The organism is Luteibacter anthropi (assembly GCF_011759365.1).
GTDB lineage: Bacteria > Pseudomonadota > Gammaproteobacteria > Xanthomonadales > Rhodanobacteraceae > Luteibacter > Luteibacter anthropi.
The window spans coordinates 143845-157104 of record NZ_JAARLZ010000003.1 but is presented as its reverse complement, the minus strand read 5'-3'; the positions used below and the strand labels follow the sequence as shown (position 1 = coordinate 157104).

Here is a 13260-nt window from a genome sequence, read left to right as displayed (position 1 = left end):
GTAAGGGCAATGGCTAGCACCACCGGTCCGGTCGGACCCGCTCCCAAGGAACACCAGGTCGTCTATACGACCCTGCATTTCGAGAAGCCCTGGTCGCTCGAAAGCTACGAAAAGGTCGACGGCTGGAAGGCGTGGAAGAAAATCCTCGCCGAGAAGCCCGATCCGGCCGACATCATCGAAGAAATCAAGAAGAGCTCGCTGCGTGGCCGCGGCGGCGCCGGCTTCCCCACCGGCCTGAAGTGGTCGTTCATGCCGCGCAACGCGCCGGGCCAGAAGTACATCCTCTGCAACTCGGACGAATCCGAGCCGGGCACCTGCAAGGACCGCGACATCCTGCGCTTCAACCCGCACTCCGTGCTGGAAGGCCTGGCGATCGCGTGCTACTGCACTGGCTCCACGGTTGCCTACAACTACATGCGTGGCGAGTTCCACCACGAGCCGTTTGAGCACATCGAGGAAGCCCTGAAGGAAGCCTACGCGGCCGGCCTGCTGGGCAAGAACGTCCTCGGCTCCGGCGTGGACGTGGACATCTACAACGCCCTCGGCGCTGGCGCCTACATCTGCGGCGAAGAAACCGCTCTGATGGAATCGCTCGAAGGCAAGAAGGGCCAGCCACGCTTCAAGCCGCCGTTCCCGGCCGGTTTCGGCCTGTACGGCCGCCCGACCACGATCAACAACACCGAAACCTACGCTTCGGTGCCGGCGATCCTGCGTAACGGCGCGGAGTGGTTCCTCAACATCGGCAAGCCCAACAACGGCGGCCCGAAGATCTTCTCGGTCTCCGGCCACGTGAACAACCCGGGCAACTTCGAGATCAAGCTCGGCACCTCGTTCGCCGACCTGCTGGAGATGGCGGGTGGCGTTCGCAACGGCCACACGCTGAAGGCGGTCATCCCGGGCGGCTCCTCGATGAAGGTGCTGCCGGCCGAGAAGATCATGGAATGCACCATGGACTACGACTCGCTGCAGAAGGCGGGTTCGGGTCTGGGTTCGGGCGCCGTGATCGTGATGGACGAGAAGACCTGCATGGTCCGCGCCTGCCACCGCATCTCGCGCTTCTACAAGGCGGAGTCGTGCGGCCAGTGCACCCCGTGCCGCGAAGGCACCGGCTGGATGTACCGCGTGCTGTCGCGCATCGTTGAAGGCAAGGGCACGCAGGATGACCTGCACCGCCTGAAGGCCGTGGCCGGTCAGATCGAAGGCCACACCATCTGTGCCTTCGGTGAAGCGGCCGCCTGGCCGGTGCAGGGCTTCCTGCACCACTTCTGGCACGAATTCGAATACTACGTGGAGCATGGCCGTTCGATCGTCGACGGTCCGGCTGACACGGTCACCACTGGAGTCGCTGCATGAGTGCGCAGCCCGTAGCCAATGCCGCGCCGGATCTCGTCAATGTCGAGATCGATGGCGTTCCGGTGCAGGTAGCCAAGGGGTCGATGATCATCCAGGCGGCCGACGCCGTCGGTATTGCCATCCCGCGCTTCTGCTACCACCGCAAGCTTCCGATCGCCGCCAACTGCCGCATGTGCCTGGTGGAAATCGAGAAGATGCCCAAGCCGGCGCCGGCCTGCGCCACGCCGGTGGGCGAGGGCATGAAGGTCTTCACGCGTTCGGACAAGGCGCTCAAGTCGCAGCGCAACGTGATGGAGTTCCTGCTCATCAACCACCCGCTCGACTGCCCCATCTGCGACCAGGGCGGCGAGTGCGAACTGCAGGACATCTCGCTCGGCTACGGTCGTTCGGTGTCCCGCTACGTCGAGCGCAAGCGCACGGTGGCCGACGAGAACCTCGGCCCCCTGATCGCCACCGAGATGACCCGCTGCATCCAGTGCACGCGCTGCGTCCGCTTCACCAGCGAGATCGCCGGCACGTACGAACTGGGTGGCATGAGCCGCGGTGAAAACCTCGAGATCGGCACCTACATCGGCAAGACGATCGAGAGCGAACTGTCGGGCAACATCATCGACGTCTGCCCGGTCGGCGCGCTCACCAACAAGCCGTTCCAGTTCCAGGCCCGCGCCTGGGAACTGATCGCGCGCCCGTCCGTCGCCTATCACGACGCGCTGGGCTCGAACCTGTGGATGCACACCCGCCGTGGCGAAGTGCTCCGCAACGTGCCGCGCGACAACGAAACCATCAACGAGTGCTGGCTGTCCGACCGTGACCGCTACAGCCACCAGGGCCTCTACGCGGCAGATCGCGTCAAGGCACCGATGGTCAAGCGCAACGGCCAGTGGGCCACCACGACCTGGGACGACGCCCTATCCGTCGCGAAGGAAGCGCTCAAGAGCGTGTCCGGCAGCGACCTCGGCGTGCTGGTTCACGGCGCCACGTCGAACGAGGAGGGCGAACTGCTCGTCCGTCTCGCCCGTGGCCTGGGCAGCGCCCACGTCGATCACCGCCTGCGTCAGCTCGACTTCGCGGACAACGCCTTCGCCAAGCCCTTTGCCTCGACGATCGCCTCGTTCGACAAGGTGAAGTCGGCGCTGCTGGTCGGTTCCGACCTGCGCCACGAAGTGCCGCTGCTCAACCACCGCATCCGCCAGGCGGTGAAGAAGGGCGCCAAGGTGTATGCCGTGAACCCGGCGCACTTCCGCTTCAACTATCCGCTGGCCGGTGAAGCCGTGGCCGCGCCGCATGCACTGGTCGACGAACTGCTGAAGCTGGCCAAGGCCGCCGCCGAAAACGGTGCGGCCCTGCCGGAATCGATCGTCGCTGCCGTCAACGGCGCCGAAACGAACGATGCTTACCGCGACGCCTTCAAGGGCATCGCGGGCGACGGCTCGGTGGTGATCCTCGGCCACGCTGCGGTCACCCATCCGGAAGCTTCCTGGCTGCGTGCCATTGCCCGCTTCATCGCGCAGGCGGCCGGTGCTGCCTTCAACGAGCTGCCGGTCGGTGCCAACGCCATCGGCCTGTCGTCGGTGGGCGTGTTGCCTTCCGCCGGTGGTCTCGATGCCCGCGCCATGCTGGCCCAGCCGCGCAAGGGCTACATCCTCTACAACGTGGAGCCGCCGCACGACTTCGCCGATGGCGCACTCGCGCAGCAGGCGATGCACTCGGCGCAGACCGTGGTGGCGTTCGCCGCCTACGCCAGCGACGCGCTCAAGGATTCGGCGGATGTCATCCTGCCGATCGCCCTGACGCCGGAACTGGACGGCACGCTGATCAACGTCGAAGGCACCGCCCAGGTGGTGGGTGCCGGCGCGAAGGCGCCGGGCGATGCGCGCCAGGGCTGGAAGGTCCTGCGTGCACTGGGCGGCCTGCTCGGTGTCTCCGGTTTCGAGTTCGACGATCTTGCCGGCCTGCGTGATGGCCTGACCGAGCGCGCTACGGAATCCCGTACGCAGGTTGCATCGCGCGCTTCCGGTGTGTCGTTCTCGCGCCTGGCCACCACGCCGATCTACCGCGGCGACGCGGTGCTGCGTCGCGCCGGTGCACTGAACTCGCACCCACTCAACCGCGCCGCCGCTGTCCGCATCAATGCGGAAGAGGCCGGCAAGCTCGGTCTGGCGGAGGGCGGCAACGCCCGCGTCGGCGACACGATCCTGCCGGTGGCCATCGATGCCTCGGTGCCTGCGGGCGCCGCGTGGATCGAAGCCGCGCATTCCGAAACCGCGATGCTGCCCCCGTACGGCGCGGCCATCACCCTGAGCAAGGCGTAAACCATGGCCGATCAACTCTTCGACCACATCTTGCTGCCGGTGCTCTTCATCCTGGCGATCGTGCTGCCGCTCGTTATCGGCGTGGCACTGTACGTCTGGTGGGAGCGCAAGGTGCTGGGCTGGATGCATGTCCGCATGGGACCCAACAAGGTCGGTCCCGCGGGCCTGCTCCAGGCTTTCGCCGACGTCGTGAAGCTGCTTCTGAAGGAAGTGGTGCTCCCGACCAACGCGAACAAGGCGCTCTACTACCTGGCTCCGCTGCTGGCCCTCGTGCCCGCGCTGGCGGCCTGGGCAGTGGTGCCCTTCAGCCCGGGCGTGGTGCTCGCCAACCTCAATGCGGGCGTGCTCTACCTGCTGGCCATGACCTCGATGGGCGTGTACGGCATCATCCTCGCCGGCTGGTCGTCCAACTCGCGTTACGCGATGCTTGGTGCGATGCGTGCGGCGGCGCAGGTAATCTCGTACGAACTGTCGATGGGCATGTCCATCGTCTGCGTGCTGGTGCTCACGGGTAGTCTCAATCTCTCGGCGATCGTCGAAGCACAGGCCGGCAGCGCCCTCAGCTGGTACTGGATTCCGCTGCTGCCGGTCTTCGTCATCTACTTCGTGTCGGGCGTGGCGGAAACCAACCGCGCCCCGTTCGACGTGGCAGAAGGCGAATCCGAAATCGTGGCCGGTTTCCACGTGGAATACTCCGGCTCGCCGTTCGCGCTGTTCTTCCTGGCCGAGTACGCCAACATGATCCTGGTCAGCTTCCTGACCTCGATCCTGTTCATGGGCGGCTGGCTGTCGCCGTTCCCGGAAAGCTGGGGCCTCATCGGCCACGGTGGCTTCCACTGGCTGTTCGCCAAGGTCTTCCTCTTCGCCTTCCTGTTCCTGTGGTTCCGCGCCAGCTTCCCGCGCTACCGCTACGACCAGATCATGCGCCTCGGTTGGAAGGTCTTCATTCCCATCACCATCGTCTGGGTCCTCGTTGCCGGCTGCATGAAGTACTTCGGCTGGGTCCACATCGGAACGGGAGCCTAAAGAGCCATGTCCCGCGTCATTCATTATTTCAAGAGCCTCCTGCTCCTTGAGCTGTTCAAGGGCATGGGCCTGACCATGCGTTACATGGTCAGCCCCAAGTACACGATGCGCTACCCGATGGAGCACATCCCCAAGTCGAACCGCTTTCGTGGCCTGCACGCCCTGCGTCGCTACGCCAACGGCGAAGAGCGCTGCATTGCCTGCAAGCTGTGCGAAGCGGTGTGCCCGGCACTGGCCATCACCATCGACTCGGCCCCGCGCCCGGAAGACGGCCAGCGTCGCACCACGCGCTACGACATCGACCTGTTCAAGTGCATCTTCTGCGGTTTCTGCGAAGAGAGCTGCCCGGTCGACTCCATCGTCGAGACGCACGTGCACGAGTATCACTTCGAACATCGTGGCGAGAACGTGGTGACCAAGGGCCAACTGCTGGCCATCGGTGACCGCTTCGAGCAGGACATCGCTGCCGCCCGCGCGCAGGACGCGGCTTACCGCTGAGCGCCCGGAGACCTATGCGATGAATACCGATCTGCTCCAACTCATCTGTTTCTACCTCTTCGGCGGCGTGGCGGTCATCGCCAGCCTGATGGTCATCTCGGTGCGCAACACGGTCCACGCCGTGCTGTCCCTGGTGCTAACCTTCTTCAGCATGGCCTGCGTCTGGCTGCTGGCCGAAGCGGAGTTCCTTGCCATCGCCCTCGTCGTCGTCTACGTCGGCGCGGTGATGGTGCTGTTCCTGTTCGTGGTCATGATGCTCGACATCAAGCAGGAGAACGTGCGCGAAGGCTTCATCCGGTACCTGCCGGTGGGCATCATCGTGGCGGGCGTCATGCTGGTGGAAATGCTGGCGATGATCGGCGTGAAGGCGATGCATGCCCACACGCTCGGCCCGAACCCGGCCGGCGACTCGAACGTGGCGTGGCTGGGCCGTGCCCTCTACACCGAGTTCCTGCTGCCGTTCGAAATCGCCGCGCTGATCCTCACCGTGGGTATCGTCGCCGCCGTGGCCCTGACCCTGCGTCAGCGCGTGGGCGTGCGTCACCAGTCCGCTTCGCAGCAGGTCATCGTCAAGGCCACCGATCGCGTCCGCGTGGTGAAGGTCGCCTCGACCCAGATGGCCTCGGTCGTACCGGCCCCGGCACCCGCCGAACCGACGCAGGAGAACGCCAAGTGATCACGCTTTCCCATTACATCGTGCTCGGCGCGGTCCTGTTCTGCATCGCCGTCGCGGGCCTGTTCATCAACCGCAAGAACGTGATCGTGCTGCTCATGGCGATCGAGCTGATGCTCCTCGCGGTGAACACCAACTTCGTGGCCTTCTCGCGCTTCTTTGGCGACGTGTCGGGCCAGGTGTTCGTGTTCTTCATCCTCACCGTGGCCGCGGCGGAATCCGCCATCGGCCTGGCGATCCTGGTCCTGCTGTTCCGTAACCGCAGCACGATCAACGTCGCCGAAATCGACAGCATGAAGGGTTGATCCGATGAGTCTCTCGCTTTCAATCCTCCTGACGATCGCACTCGCGCCCCTCGCGGGTTCGATCCTTGCCGGCCTTTTCGGCAAGGTGATCGGCCGGGCAGGGGCGCATACCGCCACCATCCTCGGTGTCGCGATCGCCTGCGGCCTGTCCTTCTACGTGCTCTACCAGCTGGTCTTCGCCGGGGCGCAGAACTTCAACCAGGACATCTACACCTGGTTCGAGATCGGCCGCTTCCACGCGTCGGTCGGCTTCATGATCGACCGTCTCACCGCCATGATGATGGTGGTGGTCACCTTCGTGTCGCTGCTGGTGCATCTGTACACCATCGGCTACATGGCGGAAGACCCGGGCTACCAGCGCTTCTTCAGCTACATCTCGCTCTTCACCTTCTCGATGCTGATGCTCGTCATGAGCAACAACTTCATGCAGCTGTTCTTCGGCTGGGAAGCGGTGGGCCTGGTGTCGTACCTGCTGATCGGCTTCTGGTACAAGCGCCCGACGGCGATCTTCGCCAACCTCAAGGCCTTCCTGGTCAACCGCGTGGGTGACTTCGGTTTCCTGCTGGGTATCTCGGCGATCCTGTTCTTCCTGGGCACGCTCGATTACCAGACCGCCTTCGACCATGCGCCGGAGCTGGTGGGCAAGACCCTGCAGATCACCCAGAACCACGCCTGGGACGCTGCCACCGTGATCGGCATCCTGCTGTTCATCGGTGCCATGGGCAAGTCGGCCCAGGTGCCGCTGCACGTGTGGCTGCCTGATTCGATGGAAGGCCCCACGCCCATCTCGGCGCTGATCCACGCGGCCACCATGGTGACCGCGGGTATCTTCATGGTCGCCCGCATGTCGCCGATCTTCGAGCTGAGCGACACCGCGCTGTCGTTCATCCTGGTCATCGGTTCCACCACGGCACTGTTTACCGGCCTCATCGGCATCGTGCAGAACGACATCAAGCGCGTCATCGCGTACTCCACGCTCTCGCAGCTGGGCTACATGACCGTCGCGCTCGGCGTGTCCGCCTATAGCGGCGCCGTGTTCCACCTGATGACCCACGCCTTCTTCAAGGCGCTGCTGTTCCTCGGCGCCGGCTCGGTCATCATGGGCATGCACCACGAGCAGGACATGCGCTACATGGGCGGCCTGCGCAAGTACATGCCGGTCACCTGGATCACGATGTGGATCGGTTCGCTGGCCCTGGCCGGCACCCCGTTCTTCTCGGGCTTCTACTCGAAGGATGCCATCATCGAGGCGGTGGGCGAGTCCCATCGCTGGGGCGCCAGCTACGCTTACTTCTGCGTGCTGGCCGGCGTGTTCGTCACCTCGTTCTACAGCTTCCGCCTGCTCTACATGACCTTCCATGGCAAGGAGCGCTTCACGGTAGAGCACAAGAAGCATGGCCACGGCCATGACGATCACCACGACGACGACCATGGTCACCACACCCCGGGTGTGCTGGAACATGCGCCGCATGAATCGCCGTGGGTCGTCACCGTTCCGCTGCTGCTGCTGTCGATCCCCTCCATCGTGATCGGCTGGTTCACCGTCAAGCCGATGCTGTACGACCACTGGTTCGGCAAGGCCATCCACGTCGACGAGAAGAACGACGTGCTGGGCGAACTGGCGCACGAGTTCCACGGCGCGCTGGAAGCCGGTATCCACGGCTTCACCGCGGCTCCGTTCTGGATCGCCTTCGCCGGCTTCGCCGTCGCCACGTACATCTACCTGTTCAACCCGAAGGTTGCGGACAAGGCGAAGACGGCCCTCAAGCCGATCTACGAACTGCTCAACCACAAGTACTGGATCGATGAACTCTACTTCGCGGTGTTCGCGAAGGGCGGCGTCAAGCTGGGCCAGGGCCTGTCGAAGGTGGGCGACACCGCCATCATCGACGGCGCCATGGTCAACGGCTCGGCGGGTCTGGTCCGCCGCATCGCCGGTGGCGTGCGCCACCTGCAGTCCGGATTCCTCTTCCATTACGCGTTCGCCATGATCCTCGGCCTCATCCTGCTCCTGGGCGGGTACTGGCTGATCGGGCAATAAGGGAAACGAGCTATATGTCGAATCACTTGCTCAGCCTGTTGATCTGGCTCCCGGTCGTCGGCGCCATCCCGGTGCTGCTGGCCGGCTCCGGTCGCCCAGGCCTCGCCCGCTGGATCTCGCTGCTGGTGGCGGTTGCCACGTTCGCCGCCAGTCTGGCCCTCCTGCCTGCCTACGATGCCGCCACCGGCACGCTTCAGCTCAGCGAATCGCTGAGCTGGATCCCGTCGCTGGGCATCAACTACTCGCTGGCCGTCGATGGCATCTCCGTCGCACTGATCATCCTGACCACCTTCACCCAGATCCTCGTGATCGTGGGTGCCTGGGAAGTCATCCAGAACAAGCCGCACCAGTACATGGCCGCGATGCTGATCCTGGAAGGCCTGATGATCGGCGTGTTCTGCGCGACGGACGCACTGCTGTTCTACGTGTTCTTCGAAGCCATGCTGATCCCGATGTTCATCATCATCGGTATCTGGGGTGGTCCGCGCCGTGTGTACGCGACGCTGAAGTTCTTCATCTACACGTTCTTCGGCTCGATCTTCATGCTGGTCGGCCTGCTGTACCTGTATCACAAGACCGGCGGCAGCTTCGCGCTGGCCGACATGGCCAACGTGCACCTGACGCTCACCGAGCAGAGCTGGCTGTTCTTCGCCTTCCTCATCGCCTTCGCGGTGAAGGTGCCGATGGTGCCGGTGCACACCTGGCTGCCAGACGCCCACGTGGAAGCGCCCACCGGTGGTTCGGTGGTGCTGGCGGCGGTGATGCTGAAGATCGGTGGCTACGGTTTCCTGCGTTTCAGCCTGCCGATCACGCCGGACGCCTCGCACCAGTTTGCCTGGCTGATCATCGTCCTGTCGCTCATCGCGGTGTGCTACATCGGCTACATCGCGCTGGTCCAGCAGGACATGAAGAAGCTGGTGGCCTACTCGTCGATCGCCCACATGGGCTTCGTCACGCTGGGTATCTTCATCGCGTTCATGCTGGTGCGTGAATCGAACAACCCGGATGCGGCCCGCCTGGGCATGCAGGGTGCGATGGTCCAGATGATCTCGCACGGCTTCATTTCCGGCGCGATGTTCAGCTGCATCGGCGTGCTCTACGACCGCCTGCACTCCCGCCAGATCAAGGACTACGGCGGCGTCATCAACGTGATGCCGATCTTCGCCCCGTTCTACGTGCTGTTCGCCATGGCCAACAGCGGCCTGCCGGGCACCAGCGGTTTCGTGGGCGAATTCATGGTGATCCTGGCCGCGTTCTCGGCCAATCCGTGGATCGCGCTGTTCGCTGCCTTCACCCTCATCATCGGCGCCGCCTACACCTTGTGGATGGTCAAGCGCGTGCTGTGGGGCGACATCACCAACCCGCACGTGAAGGAACTCACCGACGTCAACGGTCGTGAAATCTTCATGCTCTCCGCGTTCGCTGCCGGTGTGCTGCTGTTCGGCATCTGGCCGGAGCCGCTGGTCCATCTGATGGATGCGTCGGTCTCTCGCATTGTCGAGCAGCTGGCCATTTCGAAAGTCTGAGCGGGAATTACTCCATGCCTGGTATCAATGACATCGTAACCCTGCTCCCCGAGGTGTACCTCGTGGTCGCAGCCTGCGTACTGCTCCTGCTCGACGCCTTCCTGAAGCCGTCGCAGAAGGACGCGGTGCACTGGCTGTCGGTCCTCGTGCTCCTCGTTGGCGCCTATCTCGTGGTGAGCGGCCAGCCGGCCGGCGGCGCCACCGCCTTCAACGGCATGTTCATCCGTGATGGCGTGTCCGAGGTGCTGAAGCTGTTCTCGCTGCTGGTCACCGCGGTGATCTTCATCTACGCACGCCCCTACCTGAAGGACAGGGCGATTCCGTTCGGTGAGTTCTACACGCTCACGATCTTCGCTTCCGTCGGCATCATGTTCCTGGTGTCGGCCGGCAGCCTGGTCACCGTGTACCTGGGCCTCGAACTGCTGACCCTCTCGTCGTACGCCCTGGTCGCGCTGAACCGCGATTCGAGCCTGTCGTCGGAAGCGGCCATCAAGTACTTCGTGCTGGGTGCACTGGCCTCGGGCATGCTGCTGTACGGCATGTCGATGGTCTACGGCGCCACCCACAGCCTCGACCTGCACACGATCCACGCCGCCATCGTCGGTACGGAATGGAAGACCCTGCTGCTGTTCGGCCTGGTCTTCATGATCGTCGGCATCGGCTTCAAGCTGGGCGCCGCTCCGTTCCACATGTGGATTCCGGATGTCTACCAGGGCTCGCCGACCGCCGTCACCGTGTTCATCGGTTCGGCGCAGAAGCTCGCTGCGTTCGGCATGGCCTACCGCCTGCTGTCCACCGGCATGGGCGACATCGCCGGCGGCACCACGGGTCTTGCTCCGCAGTGGCAGCTGATGCTGGCCGTGCTGGCCGTGATCTCGCTGGCCATCGGTAACCTCGTCGCCCTGGTGCAGACCAACCTCAAGCGCGTGCTGGCTTATTCCACCATCTCGCACATGGGTTACCTGATGCTGGGCCTGGTCAACGCCGGTCCGGAAGGCTACTCGGCCTCGATGTTCTATGCCGTCAGCTACGCGCTCACCAGCGCCGCCGCGTTCGGCATGCTCATCATCCTGTCGCGCGCCGGTTTCGAGTGCGAAGAGGTCGACGACCTCAAGGGTCTGAACCAGCGTTCGCCGTGGTTCGCCTTCATGATGCTGCTGGTGATGTTCTCGCTGGCCGGCGTGCCGCCGCTGTTCGGGTTCTACGGCAAGCTGCTGGTACTGAAGGCCGCGGTGGATGCCGGCATGCTCTGGCTCGCCATCGTCGGTGCCGTGTTCGCGATCATCGGCCTCTACTACTACCTGCGCGTCGTAAAGGTGATGTACTTCGATGCACCGAACGAGGCCGTCGAAGTGCGCGCCACGCCGGACGTTGCATCGCGCTGGGTACTGTCGATCAATGCACTCGCGCTTCTGGTGCTCGGCTTCACCTGGGCACCGCTGTTCGCGTGGTGCCAGAGGGCATTCGCGGGCTGAGCCCGCGCATGTCCGAAGGGATATCGGTACTTTTTTTCACAAAGGTGTAAGAAAGTACTTGCAAGAAATCGGCCACATGGCTATACTTTTTGAATCTGATGCGGGGTGGAGCAGTCTGGCAGCTCGTCGGGCTCATAACCCGAAGGTCGTAGGTTCGAATCCTACCCCCGCTACCATTTTTGAACGGCGCAATCTCTGGATTGCGCCGTTTTTTTATGTCTGCAATCCGCAGGGCTTGTAGGGCATCACCTACAGACACGGGGCTTTCGGCGAGCTACGTTCGATAGGCCAGCGGGTCAGCTCCAGGGGTGACATCACAATCCTTACTACGGGGAGTACAGCGGGGCCGACACGTACGGCAAGTAATGTCATTTCATTCACAGAAGGAATTGCACATGAAGTACGTCACAAGCGCTTTCGCATTCGCACTCATGGTTGCCGGTATCGCAACCTCCACCCCGGCATCGGCGATGCAGCTCTGCTCAGGCTGCGTCGCTGCCTACGAAAAGTGTGTCGCGGCGGGTGGCTCCACTGCTAGTTGCTGGAAGTGTAATAACCCGACGTGTACGCCGTTCGGCGTGAAGGATTCCCTGGGCAGTGCCATCGACAAGCTCTCGTCGAAGAAGTCCAGGCAGATGAATCCGATGGACAAGCGTACGGCCCCGACGCTACTGGATAGCTGAGTCCCGGGCGCTGGACGGGCGGCAAGGGGAATAGGTTCGAATCCCGTTGCCGCCACCGGTTTTGCCGGGTCGCCCCGGGGCCAACCATTGGCACTTTGTCGCGCATCTTCGTCGGTCTAATGTATGGGCTGGTCCACAGGGAGCGGCTCATGAAAACGATCGGAAACCTCATCTGGTTCATCTTTGGCGGTTTGATCATGGGCCTGGGCTGGTGGCTGGCCGGCCTGGTGGCCCTCGTCACTATCGTGGGCATCCCCTGGGCGCGCTCCTGCTTCGTCATCGGCTCGTTCGCCTTCTTCCCGTTCGGCAAGGAGGCCATCGACCGGCGGGAACTCTCGGGGCAGGGCGACATCGGTACGAGTTCGCTCGGCACCCTCGGCAACATTATCTGGTTCGTGTTCGCCGGAATCTGGCTCGCAATCGGGCACGTCTGTTCGGCCGTGGCCTGTTGCGTGACGATCATCGGCATCCCGTTCGGCTGGCAGCATCTGAAACTCGCCGGCATCGCCCTGGCACCCATCGGCAAGACCGTGGTCAGTGTGGATGTGGCGGCGGCGTCGCGACGAATGAATGCCCAGGCCACGGTGACAAGGATGCGAGGCGCCTGACGCTTTCCCAGCGACTGAGCCACCTCGGCACTTATCGGGCGCCGGTCGCCTCTGGTAGCAGGCATGCCGGGTTGCTATACTCGTCGACCGGGGAAGAAGAGAGCGCACTCTTTGACCCCGGCTGGATGCGGGTAAACCCGCTGGCGATGGGGCAGGTAAAGGCCGAACTGTGCTCTTCGCCACCAGTACTAATCAGAAGCGCTGACCACGGTCAGCGCTTTTTTCTTGCCTGTGTTTTATGAAAAGAGGGATCCGCCGGTGCTTCAGGTCATTCTGGGGCCGCCCAGGCGTGGACCATCTGCCATGTCAGCCTTCCATATCCCTGGGCGTGCGACCAACGAGGATGCCGCTCACGGTCGAGCCATCTGTTGAGTTCAGGGTGACGAACCAATGGACGGGCGTCGGCGGAGCGGTTTCGCGCCCCGCAGGTTCAGAGGGGGGCGACCGGGCCAGGGTGCAGAGCATGGCGGAACGGATGCCGGCAGTCGCGGGGCGTGCGCCCTGGCAGGTAAATCCGCGGGCCTGGAGCGTCTTCACAGCGTCGGCAAGCGGCGTCGAGGCAGGAACCCAGTCGTCGAGCTGTTGCCTCGCGTCTTTTGCTGATTGCTGTGGCCTGAAAGTATCGGCAGCAAGGGCTGCGGTCGCGGCGTAACATCCTTGCGCTAAAAAGAAAGCTATAAGGGCAAGCAACGAGGGGCGAGTGGTCCTTGGCACTGGTCAAGCTCCTGGCGGGGCGTCCTGGTCAGATACACCATGATTT

Annotated in this window: 11 protein-coding genes and 1 tRNA gene; all 12 read left to right on the top strand. The window is 63.5% G+C overall.

The window, feature by feature from the left end; all coding sequences use genetic code 11:
- Positions 1-9 precede the first annotated feature (9 nt).
- The 12 genes from nuoF to HBF25_RS06060 all read left to right on the top strand — a co-directional run bounded on the left by nuoF (position 10) and on the right by HBF25_RS06060 (position 12500).
- Positions 10-1353 carry an NADH-quinone oxidoreductase subunit NuoF gene (gene nuoF, locus HBF25_RS06115; protein WP_166947075.1) on the top strand — a complete coding sequence of 448 codons (1344 nt, stop codon included), beginning with the start codon at positions 10-12 and terminating at the stop codon, positions 1351-1353.
- The gene (gene nuoG / locus HBF25_RS06110; RefSeq protein ID WP_166947074.1) at positions 1350-3665 is read left to right on the top strand and encodes an NADH-quinone oxidoreductase subunit NuoG; all 2316 of its coding nucleotides are present in this window, start codon (positions 1350-1352) and stop codon (positions 3663-3665) included. The genes nuoF and nuoG overlap by 4 nt, the downstream gene beginning before the upstream one ends.
- A 3-nt stretch (positions 3666-3668) precedes the next feature.
- Positions 3669-4691, top strand: coding sequence for an NADH-quinone oxidoreductase subunit NuoH (gene nuoH, locus HBF25_RS06105; RefSeq protein ID WP_166947073.1), 1023 nt, complete (start codon positions 3669-3671; stop codon positions 4689-4691).
- Positions 4692-4697: 6 nt separating this feature from the next.
- Complete coding sequence (gene nuoI / locus HBF25_RS06100; protein ID WP_166947072.1) at positions 4698-5189, top strand: NADH-quinone oxidoreductase subunit NuoI; 492 nt, start codon at positions 4698-4700, stop codon at positions 5187-5189.
- 19 nt (positions 5190-5208) lie between these two features.
- The gene (locus HBF25_RS06095; RefSeq protein ID WP_166947071.1) at positions 5209-5865 is read left to right on the top strand and encodes an NADH-quinone oxidoreductase subunit J; all 657 of its coding nucleotides are present in this window, start codon (positions 5209-5211) and stop codon (positions 5863-5865) included.
- The gene (nuoK, locus tag HBF25_RS06090; protein ID WP_166947070.1) at positions 5862-6167 is read left to right on the top strand and encodes an NADH-quinone oxidoreductase subunit NuoK; all 306 of its coding nucleotides are present in this window, start codon (positions 5862-5864) and stop codon (positions 6165-6167) included. Before HBF25_RS06095 ends, nuoK begins: the two co-directional genes overlap by 4 nt.
- A gap of 4 nt (positions 6168-6171) precedes the next feature.
- Positions 6172-8208 (top strand): NADH-quinone oxidoreductase subunit L, encoded by a 2037-nt coding sequence (nuoL, locus tag HBF25_RS06085; protein ID WP_166947069.1) that lies wholly within the window; start codon positions 6172-6174, stop codon positions 8206-8208.
- A gap of 14 nt (positions 8209-8222) precedes the next feature.
- Positions 8223-9734 carry an NADH-quinone oxidoreductase subunit M gene (locus HBF25_RS06080; protein WP_166947068.1) on the top strand — a complete coding sequence of 504 codons (1512 nt, stop codon included), beginning with the start codon at positions 8223-8225 and terminating at the stop codon, positions 9732-9734.
- A gap of 14 nt (positions 9735-9748) precedes the next feature.
- Positions 9749-11209, top strand: coding sequence for an NADH-quinone oxidoreductase subunit NuoN (gene nuoN / locus HBF25_RS06075; protein ID WP_166947067.1), 1461 nt, complete (start codon positions 9749-9751; stop codon positions 11207-11209).
- A gap of 99 nt (positions 11210-11308) precedes the next feature.
- Positions 11309-11385, top strand: a tRNA-Met gene (locus HBF25_RS06070).
- Between the two features lie 219 nt (positions 11386-11604).
- Positions 11605-11892 carry a hypothetical protein gene (locus HBF25_RS06065; RefSeq protein WP_166947066.1) on the top strand — a complete coding sequence of 96 codons (288 nt, stop codon included), beginning with the start codon at positions 11605-11607 and terminating at the stop codon, positions 11890-11892.
- A gap of 149 nt (positions 11893-12041) precedes the next feature.
- A complete protein-coding gene (locus HBF25_RS06060; RefSeq protein ID WP_166947065.1) occupies positions 12042-12500 on the top strand; it encodes a YccF domain-containing protein in 459 nt (152 codons plus the stop codon).
- Positions 12501-13260 lie beyond the last annotated feature (760 nt).

Excerpts from the sequence above, each read along its gene's own strand:
- nuoF (WP_166947075.1), top strand. The coding sequence starts at position 10 with ATGGCTAGCACCACCGGTCCGGTCGGACCCGCTCCCAAGGAACACCAG.
- nuoG (WP_166947074.1), top strand. The coding sequence starts at position 1,350 with ATGAGTGCGCAGCCCGTAGCCAATGCCGCGCCGGATCTCGTCAATGTC.
- nuoH (WP_166947073.1), top strand. The coding sequence starts at position 3,669 with ATGGCCGATCAACTCTTCGACCACATCTTGCTGCCGGTGCTCTTCATC.
- nuoI (WP_166947072.1), top strand. The coding sequence starts at position 4,698 with ATGTCCCGCGTCATTCATTATTTCAAGAGCCTCCTGCTCCTTGAGCTG.
- HBF25_RS06095 (WP_166947071.1), top strand. The coding sequence starts at position 5,209 with ATGAATACCGATCTGCTCCAACTCATCTGTTTCTACCTCTTCGGCGGC.
- nuoL (WP_166947069.1), top strand. The coding sequence starts at position 6,172 with ATGAGTCTCTCGCTTTCAATCCTCCTGACGATCGCACTCGCGCCCCTC.
- HBF25_RS06080 (WP_166947068.1), top strand. The coding sequence starts at position 8,223 with ATGTCGAATCACTTGCTCAGCCTGTTGATCTGGCTCCCGGTCGTCGGC.
- nuoN (WP_166947067.1), top strand. The coding sequence starts at position 9,749 with ATGCCTGGTATCAATGACATCGTAACCCTGCTCCCCGAGGTGTACCTC.
- HBF25_RS06065 (WP_166947066.1), top strand. The coding sequence starts at position 11,605 with ATGAAGTACGTCACAAGCGCTTTCGCATTCGCACTCATGGTTGCCGGT.
- HBF25_RS06060 (WP_166947065.1), top strand. The coding sequence starts at position 12,042 with ATGAAAACGATCGGAAACCTCATCTGGTTCATCTTTGGCGGTTTGATC.